The organism is Dyella sp. (assembly GCF_036384435.1).
Classification (GTDB): domain Bacteria; phylum Pseudomonadota; class Gammaproteobacteria; order Xanthomonadales; family Rhodanobacteraceae; genus GSA-30.
On the sequence record NZ_DASVMI010000172.1, the window covers coordinates 19,434 to 28,310 of the forward strand.

Below are 8,877 nucleotides of genomic sequence, written 5' to 3' on the forward strand. Positions count from 1 at the left end.
AGTTCGCCCCATGCTGTCCATTGTCGAGATTGACTACGGCACCCGCAAGGTGATCCATGACACCTCGGTGACCCTGGAAATAGACGGCCGCAGCATCCAGGTGCCCGAAGGCACCTCCGTGATGCGAGCCGCCGCGCAGGCAGGCATCAACATTCCCAAGCTATGCGCTACCGATTCGCTCGATGCATTCGGCTCCTGCCGTCTATGCCTGGTGGAGATCGAAGGACGCAAGGGCTACCCCGCTTCATGTACCACGCCAGTCACTCCTGGCATGAAGGTCAGCACGCAGACGTCGAAACTCGCACAGATTCGCCGTGGCGTCATGGAGCTCTATATCTCCGACCATCCACTGGACTGCCTGACCTGCCCCGCCAACGGGCATTGCGAACTGCAAGACATGGCCGGCGTGGTTGGTCTGCGCGAAGTACGCTACGGCTACGAAGGTGCCAACCATGTCTTCGCCAAGCAGCAAGACGGCACCGCCAATCCGCGATTTGCCGCCAAGGACGAATCCAACCCGTATTTCACCTTCGATCCGTCCAAGTGCATCGCCTGCTCGCGCTGCGTACGCGCCTGCGGCGAAGTCCAGGGCACGTTCGCGCTGACCATCCAGGGACGGGGTTTCGACTCCAAGGTTTCACCCAGCCAGGATGAAGCATTCCTCGATTCCGAATGCGTGTCATGCGGCGCCTGCGTTCAGGCCTGCCCCACCGCCACGCTGTCGGAAAAGACCCTGATCGAAAAGGGCCAGGCCGAGCATAGCGTAGTCACCACATGCGCCTATTGCGGCGTAGGGTGCAGTTTCCGCGCCGAAATGAAGGGCGAGGAGATCGTGCGCATGGTGCCCAACAAGGATGGACACGCCAACCATGGTCACTCCTGCGTCAAGGGACGCTTCGCCATCGGCTATGCCACGCACCAGGATCGCATCACCACACCGATGATTCGCGCGAAGATCTCCGATCCGTGGCGTATCGTCAGCTGGGATGATGCCTTCGCGCATGTCGCCAGTGAGTTCAAGCGTATCCAGGCAACCTATGGCAAACATGCGGTCGGCGGCATCACCTCATCGCGCTGCACCAACGAAGAGACATATCTGGTGCAGAAGCTGGTGCGCGCCGGCTTCGGCAACAACAACGTCGATACCTGCGCGCGCGTGTGCCACTCGCCAACCGGCTATGGTCTGAAAGCGACCCTGGGCGAGTCGGCCGGCACGCAAGATTTCGACTCGATCGAATCGACTGATGTGGTACTGGTCATCGGCGCCAACCCGACCGATGCCCATCCGGTGTTCGGTTCGCAAATGAAGCGCCGCCTGCGCGAGGGTGCGAAGCTGATCGTGATCGATCCACGCCGTATCGACCTGGTTCGCACGCCGCATGTGAAAGCCAACTATCACCTCAAGCTTCGCCCAGGCACCAACGTGGCGATGCTCGACGCCCTCGCTCACGTGATCGTGACCGAGGGCCTGGTCGACGAAGCCTTTGTCGCGCGACGCTGCGAGCCAGAGGCGTTCGAGAAATGGAAAGCCTTCGTGTCGCAGGACCGCTACAGCCCGGAAGCGATGGAAGCCACCACGGGCGTGCCCGCCGCGCTGGTACGTGGCGCAGCTCGCTTGTATGCCACGGGAGGCAACGCGGCGATTTACTACGGCCTGGGTGTCACCGAGCATGCCCAGGGCTCGACGGCGGTCATGGGCATCGCCAATCTCGCCATGGCCACCGGCAACATCGGGCGCCGCGGCGTGGGCGTCAATCCGCTACGCGGACAGAACAACGTGCAGGGCTCTTGCGACATGGGCTCGTTTCCACACGAATTTCCCGGCTATCGCCACGTCAGCGACACGACCGTGCGCCAGTCTTTCGAGCAGGCCTGGGGGGTGACTCTGTACGATCAACCCGGCCTGCGCATTCCCAACATGTTTGAAGCTGCCCTGGATGGCAGTTTCAAGGGCTTGTACATCGAAGGCGAGGACATCGCACAATCCGATCCGGATACGCAGCATGTGACCGCCGCGCTCACCGCGATGGAATGCATCGTGGTGCAGGATCTATTCCTCAACGAATCGGCCAAGTTCGCACACGTGTTCCTGCCGGGCAGTTCCTTCCTGGAGAAGGACGGTACATTCACCAATGCCGAGCGCCGCATCTCGCGTGTGCGCAAGGTCATGGAGCCAAGCCATGGCTTGGCGGACTGGCAGATCACCCAGCGACTGGCCCAGGCGATGGGCTATCCGATGAACTATAGCCACCCGTCCGAGATCATGGACGAGATCGCGGCCCTGACCCCGACGTTCCACGGCGTCAGTTTTGCCCGGCTGGAAGACATGGGTTCCATCCAATGGCCATGCAACGAGCAGCACCCACAAGGCACCCCGATCATGCACGTGGATGAATTCGTGCGAGGCAAGGGGCGCTTCATGCTGACTGAATACGTACCGACCACCGAGAAGGTCAATGCCGAGCATCCGCTGATCCTGACCACGGGCCGCATCCTCAGCCAGTACAACGTGGGCGCCCAGACCCGCCGCACACCCAATGTCATGTGGCATGACGAAGATCGTCTGGAAATCCATCCGCACGATGCAGAGGAACGCGGCATCAATGAGGGCGACTGGGTCGGCATCCAGAGCCGTTCCGGCGAAACCGTGCTACGTGCGATGATCTCCGAACGCATGCAGCCGGGCGTGGTCTACACCACCTTCCACTTTCCCGGCTCCGGCGCCAACGTGATCACCACAGAGAATTCCGACTGGGCCACCAACTGTCCCGAGTACAAGGTAACCGCCGTGCAGGTCACCCGTGTGTCACAGCCGTCGGAGTGGCAGAAGCGCTACCATGCCTTCACCGAGGCGCAACAGGCGCTGCTGAATCGCTCGATGGATCCCGCTTGACCCCATCGGACACCCACATGTCCCAAGGTTATGTCACGCGCAGCGTCGAACGCTGGCGTGACGGCCAGGTGGTACGTGAAGACGACGACGTCGCCGAGGAAATGCCCATCGCCATGGTCTACAACGGCGAAACCTTCGCCGTGATGATGGCAACGCCGCATGACCTGGAAGATTTCGCACTGGGTTTTTCGCTCAGCGAGGGCCTGATTGAGCATCCCTGGCAGCTACTGTCGATTGAATCCCAAGTACTGTTGGAGGGTATCGCGCTAAGCATGCAGGTACCCAGCGACACACCTGCTGCACGTATCGGCGCCGAGCGCCAGCGTTTGCTGCCAGGGCGCAGCGGCTGCGGCATCTGCGGCACACGCGACCTGGAGCAAGCGATACGCCAAAGCGAACCAGTCGGCACGGGCGCGTTGATCGAGCGAGCGTCACTTGAGCGTGCCCTGGCCGCACTGCAATCGCACCAGCCCATGAATGGGGCAACCGGCGCCGTTCATGCGGCAGCCTGGGCAGACATGCATGGGCAGATCCTGCTGGTTCGCGAAGATGTGGGCCGCCACAACGCCTTGGACAAGCTGCTTGGCGCGTTGCGCCGCGAAGGCATCGATCCGGCCACTGGCATGGTGCTAGTCACCAGCCGAGCCAGCTACGAAATGGTCACCAAGGCCACCCGTGCGGGCGTCACGCTGCTGATCGCCATTTCCGCTCCTACCGCGCTGGCCATCGAACTGGCGCGCAGCGCAGGGCTCACCCTGATTGGCTTCGCGCGTCGCGGCAGCCACAACGTCTACACCCACCCTCACCGTATCGCAGCCGCCGGCGCCCTTGAGTCGGGATCACCATGAGAATCGAACGCCTGATCGCGATGGCCAACGACATCGCCACGTATTTCACGATCGAACCCGATCACGCCGCCGCAGTGAACGGCGTGCGCGACCACCTCACGCGCTTCTGGGACCCCGTCATGCGTCGCACGTTGAAAACCTATCTTGACGAAGGTGGTGAAGGCCTGATTCCGCTGGCTTCGGAAGCCGTGCAAGGACTGGTCTTGCCAGCGAATTGATCGCCGCATGTATCGTCTCATCGCGAGCCAGCCTCATCAATGCGCGTTGCACACCTGTTTGACACCGGCAGTCGCATGCTTATGCCCTTTGACGCAGCAGGTCATCGGCCATGGCAAAGAAAGCGGTAAAAAAAGAGAGCAAAAAGGACGTTTCGCGTAAAAAGGACGAGGTCACCCAAGGACAGGGCGGCGAACTGCATCAGCTTGCCGGTGGCTCACATCCGTCACTGACCACCAATCAAGGAGTCGCGATCAGCGACAACCAGAATTCGTTGCGCAGCTCTATCCGGGGGCCGACATTACTTGAAGACTTCGTGCTGCGCGAGAAAATCTTCCATTTCGACCACGAGCGTATTCCCGAACGCATCGTGCACGCACGCGGCTCAGGTGCCCACGGCTACTTCGAACTGTCGCACTCGCTTTCACGTTTTACCACTGCACGTATCCTGACAGAAACAGGTGTGCGCACACCTGTGTTCACCCGCTTCTCCACCGTCGCCGGCGGTGCAGGCTCGGTCGATACACCACGGGATGTACGCGGCTTCGCGGTCAAGTTCTACACCAAGGAGGGTAATTGGGATCTGGTCGGGAACAATATCCCAGTGTTCTTTATCCAGGACGCCATCAAATTCCCGGATCTGGTGCATGCGGTAAAAATGGAGCCGGACCGCGGATTTCCGCAATCGGCGACAGCACATGACACGTTCTGGGATTTCATATCGCTGACCCCGGAATCTATCCATATGATTTTCTGGGCAATGTCCGATCGCACCATTCCGCGTTCACTACGCATGATGGAAGGATTCGGTATCCATTCCTTCCGGCTGCTCGATGCCAAGGGCAAATCGACCTTTGTGAAGTTTCACTGGCGACCCGAACTCGGTCTGCAATCAACGGTGTGGAACGAAGCGGTCAAGCTTGCCGGTGCCGATCCAGATTTTCAACGGCGCGACCTGTTCGAAGCCATTGAGGCTGGTCAGTATCCCGCCTGGGAACTGGCTGTGCAGCTATTCACTGAGGAACAGGCGCAGGCATTTCCCTTTGATCACCTGGACCCGACCAAGCTGATCCCCGAAGAAACCGTACCTTTAAAGGTGATCGGTCGGATGGTACTGGATCGGTGGCCGGATAATTTTTTCGCCGAAACCGAACAGGCGGCCTTCTGCCCGGCAAACATCGTTCCCGGCATCGACTTCAGCAATGACCCTTTGTTGCAAGGGCGCCTGTTTTCCTACCTCGACACGCAACTCAAGCGTCTTGGCTCACCCAATTTCCACCAACTGCCGATCAACGCTCCCAAATGTCCTTATGCCAACCATCAACGCGATGGACACATGCAGACCGCCGTGCCGCGGGGACGTGTCAGTTACGAACCATCCTCGCTCGATAACACTTCTCCACGCGAAGACCCAAAGCATGGTTTTCACAGCTTTGCCGTGGAAGAGGCTGGCAAGCGCGGGCGATTGCGCGCGGAGTCGTTCGCCGATCATTACAGCCAGGCGCGTCTTTTCTATCGCAGCCAGACGCAAGCCGAACAGGCAAACATCGCCTCGGCATTCATATTCGAATTATCGAAAGTCGATACGGCGCACGTGCGCGAACGTATCGTTGGACATATACGGCACGTGGATGAAGATCTCGCACGCAAGGTCGCCGATGACCTGGGACTTAAGGCAATGCCCGTCATGCCGCCTGCGGCTGCTCCGGTTATCGATATGCCGCCCTCGCCTGCCTTGCAGATCATCGGCAAGATGAAGCCGACTCTGGAAGGCCGCTGTATCGGCATCCTCGCAGCCGAAGGCTCAGACGCAGAGATGATCGACTCAATACGTAAGACCTGCAAATCCGAGGGAGCCATGGTGAAATTGGTCAGCCCGCGCCGTGGAGGCATCAAGTTGTCCGATGGCAAGGTCGTGGAAGCCGACGGACAACTGGCCGGAACGCCATCGGTCGTATTCGACGCGGTAGCTATCGTGCTATCTGCTGACGCAGCCAAGGTGCTGACCGGTAACCCCGATGCCCAGGATTTCGTGCACGACGCGTTTCGTCACCTCAAGGCGATCGGCGTCGACAAGGGAGGAGCTGTATTGCTACAGCACATGAATATCGAAAGCGATCCAGGGGTCGTTATGCTTTCCAACCTGAAGACATTCATCCGGGCGGCGAAAACGCGACAATGGGAGCGTATGCATTGATTCATGGCGCAAGAACGCATGCAACCGCCAGAGAGGCGCGACCCCGGTCGCGCCTTGGAGGTTTCACAACCTTCAACCTGCAAAAGAACGGCAGATTGCGTCGCGAATGAATATTTTCCTGCGCAGCCCTGTCACGGCGATAGCGCGCGTGTCAGTGTAAACGCCGCATTGACCAGGGCCACGTGACTGAAGGCCTGCGGGAAATTTCCAAGGTGACGCTTAGTGCGCGGGTCATATTCTTCAGCAAGCAGACCCAGGTCGTTACACAGGCCAATCAGGCGCTCGAACATTTCCCGAGCCTTATCGATCTGGCCAAGCCAGACGAAATTCTCCACCAGCCAGAAACTGCATGCCAGAAAGGCGCCTTCACCCGGCGGCAAACCATCGACACCACTCTGGGTTTCGTAGCGCAGCACCAACCCATCGACCAGCAGGCGTTTTTCGATCTGCTGCACCGTATTGCGAATGCGTTCGTCGTCGGAGGGCAGAAAGCCCACGTTGGCGATCAGCAACAAGCTCGCATCCATCTCTGGCGAGCCATAAGACTGGGTAAAGCAGTTGTAGCGTGGATCAATGCCGTGTTTGCAGACACTGGCATGGATGCGATCAGCAATATCGCGATAATGTGCGCGCTGTGCTTCGTTCGTGGTGTTGTCGCTATGCGCCGCGCGATCAAAAGCCAGCCATGCCATGACCTTCGAATGCACGAAGTGACGCGGTTCGGCACGCGTCTCCCAGATGCCCTGGTCCGGTTGTTCCCAGATCGTCTCCAAGCGATCAAGCAAGGCGTCGCGCACGGCCAGACCATGGCCAATTACCGGCAGCCCGCGCTTGATCGCCGCAGCCATCGTGTGCGAAAGCTCACCGAAGATATCCAGTTGCACCTGCTTAGCCGCTGCGTTACCAATGCGTACCGGCAAGGAATTTTCGTAGCCTGAAAGCCACGGCACTGTCCACTCATCCAGCCGTCGCTCGCCGCGCAATCCATACATGATCTGGATCTGGTCCGGACTGCCAGCCACTGCGCGGATCAGCCAGTCGCGCCAGGCAATGGCCTCCTCGTCGTAACCGGCATTGAGAAACGCTAGTAAGGTCAGTGTGGCGTCTCGCAACCAGCAGTAACGATAATCCCAATTGCGCTCCCCACCAATGCACTCAGGCAGAGATGTTGTCACTGCGGCCACGATGCCGCCGGTAGGCCTGAAGCTAAGCCCCTTGAGCACCAGCAGCGATCGCTTGATCAGGTCGTTCCAGGGACCCCTGCCCGTGCAGCGATCGGACCACTTATGCCAGGACTTCAAGGTGCGATGCAGCGTCTCGTCGACGTCGATGGCCTCGGGTGCATCCACATAGGAAGCACCATGGCTGAGCACGAAGTGCACCGACTCGCCTTCGCACACAGTGAAATCGGCAACCGAGTGACCATCGTCGCCATGCACCTCCACGGACGAACGCAACAACAACTGATCGGCACCGGCCACAAGTCGATGCACATTGTCTTCGACCTTGCTCACCCAGGGCACGGTAGCGCCGTAATCGAAGCGCACAACCAGCTTCAGATGCATGTCCACCCGGCCGGCAAGGCCACGAACCATCCTCACGATATGGCTGGTGTCGCAATTCAGCGGCATGAAATCCACCAGTTCGACCTGCCCTTGGGCCGTCTCGAATACCGTACGCAACACCAGGCTGCCATCGTCGTAATGCCGGGAAACCTTCGTGACATCCGCAACGGGGGCGATGCTCCAGCAGCCGTTGTCCTCGTTACCCAACAGCGAGGTAAAACAGGCACCGGAGTCGAAGTGCGGCAGGCATAACCAGTCGATCGAGCCATCCTTGCCAACCAGCGCCGCGGTCCTGCAATCGCCGATCATGGCGTAATCTTCAATACGGCTAGCCATGCATCGAGCTCCTCAACCGATCTTCCGCCAGGCACGTCCATCGCGCTTGAGCATGGCATCGGCGCATGAAGGGCCATCGGTTCCCGCCGCGTAATCAGGAAATCCGGGCGCCTTGCGGGATTGCCACAGATCGAGCGCGGGCTGCACCACACGCCATGCCAGCTCCACTTGGTCGGCACGCTGGAACAAGGTGGCATCCCCGATCAGGCTGTCGAAGATCAGCGTCTCGTAACCATTGGCAGCGCCTTCGTTGAACCACTCCGAATACTTGAAATCCATCTCCACCGTTTCGATCTCCATGCGCGTACCCGGGCGCTTGGCATTGAAGCTCAGGCGAATGCCCTCATCCGGCTGGATCTGGATGATCAGCCAGTTGGCGTCCAACCGATCGACCGGCGCATCCTGGAACAAGGCATACGGAGCTTCCTTGAAACGCAGGGCGATCTCGGTCCAACGCTTGGACAGGCGCTTGCCGGTGCGTACATAGAACGGCACACCAGCCCAACGCCAGTTGTCGATCTCCAGGCGCATGGCGACGTAGGTCTCGGTGCCCGAATCAGGGGCAACATTCGGCTCTTCGCGATAACCGGGCACGTCCTGGTCGCCGATCTGTCCGGCACCATACTGGCCACGGCAGACATCCTCGGCCTTGACCGGCAACATGGCAGCGAATACGTCGGCCTTCTTGTTGCGCACGTCGTCGGCGGCAAATGATACCGGCGGCTCCATCGCGACCATCGCGATCAACTGGAACACGTGATTGGGCACCATGTCGCGCAAGGCACCGGTGACCTCATAGAAACTGCCGCGTTTTTCCACACC

Annotated in this window: 5 protein-coding genes and 1 pseudogene; 4 read left to right on the forward strand and 2 right to left on the reverse strand. The window is 59.7% G+C overall.

Translation table 11 applies throughout. The annotated features are described in order from the left end of the window. Positions 1-10: 10 nt before the first annotated feature. From fdhF to VF436_RS18215, 4 genes are all read left to right on the forward strand, one after another. Positions 11-2,893 carry a formate dehydrogenase subunit alpha gene (fdhF, locus tag VF436_RS18200; protein ID WP_330905459.1) on the forward strand — a complete coding sequence of 961 codons (2,883 nt, stop codon included), beginning with the start codon at positions 11-13 and terminating at the stop codon, positions 2,891-2,893. Between the two features lie 17 nt (positions 2,894-2,910). Then, entirely contained in the window at positions 2,911-3,741 is an 831-nt protein-coding gene (gene fdhD, locus VF436_RS18205; RefSeq protein ID WP_330905460.1) for a formate dehydrogenase accessory sulfurtransferase FdhD, read from the forward strand. Further along, positions 3,738-3,959, forward strand: coding sequence for a formate dehydrogenase subunit delta (locus VF436_RS18210; RefSeq protein ID WP_330905461.1), 222 nt, complete (start codon positions 3,738-3,740; stop codon positions 3,957-3,959). Before fdhD ends, VF436_RS18210 begins: the two co-directional genes overlap by 4 nt. 110 nt (positions 3,960-4,069) lie before the next feature. Further along, a complete protein-coding gene (locus tag VF436_RS18215; protein ID WP_330905462.1) occupies positions 4,070-6,154 on the forward strand; it encodes a catalase in 2,085 nt (694 codons plus the stop codon). A gap of 131 nt (positions 6,155-6,285) precedes the next feature. Here the strand turns inward: VF436_RS18215 and VF436_RS18220 are convergent, their stop codons facing one another. Together VF436_RS18220 and VF436_RS18225 are read right to left on the reverse strand one after the other, a co-directional pair. Further along, positions 6,286-8,055 (reverse strand): glycoside hydrolase family 15 protein, encoded by a 1,770-nt coding sequence (locus VF436_RS18220; protein WP_330905463.1) that lies wholly within the window; start codon positions 8,053-8,055, stop codon positions 6,286-6,288. 12 nt (positions 8,056-8,067) lie between these two features. After that, a pseudogene (locus VF436_RS18225) lies at positions 8,068-8,877 on the reverse strand (glucose-6-phosphate dehydrogenase); the annotation flags it as partial.

What these genes read in the sequence shown, in the direction of transcription:
- VF436_RS18220 (WP_330905463.1), bottom strand. Translation starts at nt 8,055, where the DNA reads ATGGCTAGCCGTATTGAAGATTACGCCATGATCGGCGATTGCAGGACC.
- VF436_RS18210 (WP_330905461.1), top strand. Translation starts at nt 3,738, where the DNA reads ATGAGAATCGAACGCCTGATCGCGATGGCCAACGACATCGCCACGTAT.
- fdhD (WP_330905460.1), top strand. Translation starts at nt 2,911, where the DNA reads ATGTCCCAAGGTTATGTCACGCGCAGCGTCGAACGCTGGCGTGACGGC.
- VF436_RS18215 (WP_330905462.1), top strand. Translation starts at nt 4,070, where the DNA reads ATGGCAAAGAAAGCGGTAAAAAAAGAGAGCAAAAAGGACGTTTCGCGT.
- fdhF (WP_330905459.1), top strand. Translation starts at nt 11, where the DNA reads ATGCTGTCCATTGTCGAGATTGACTACGGCACCCGCAAGGTGATCCAT.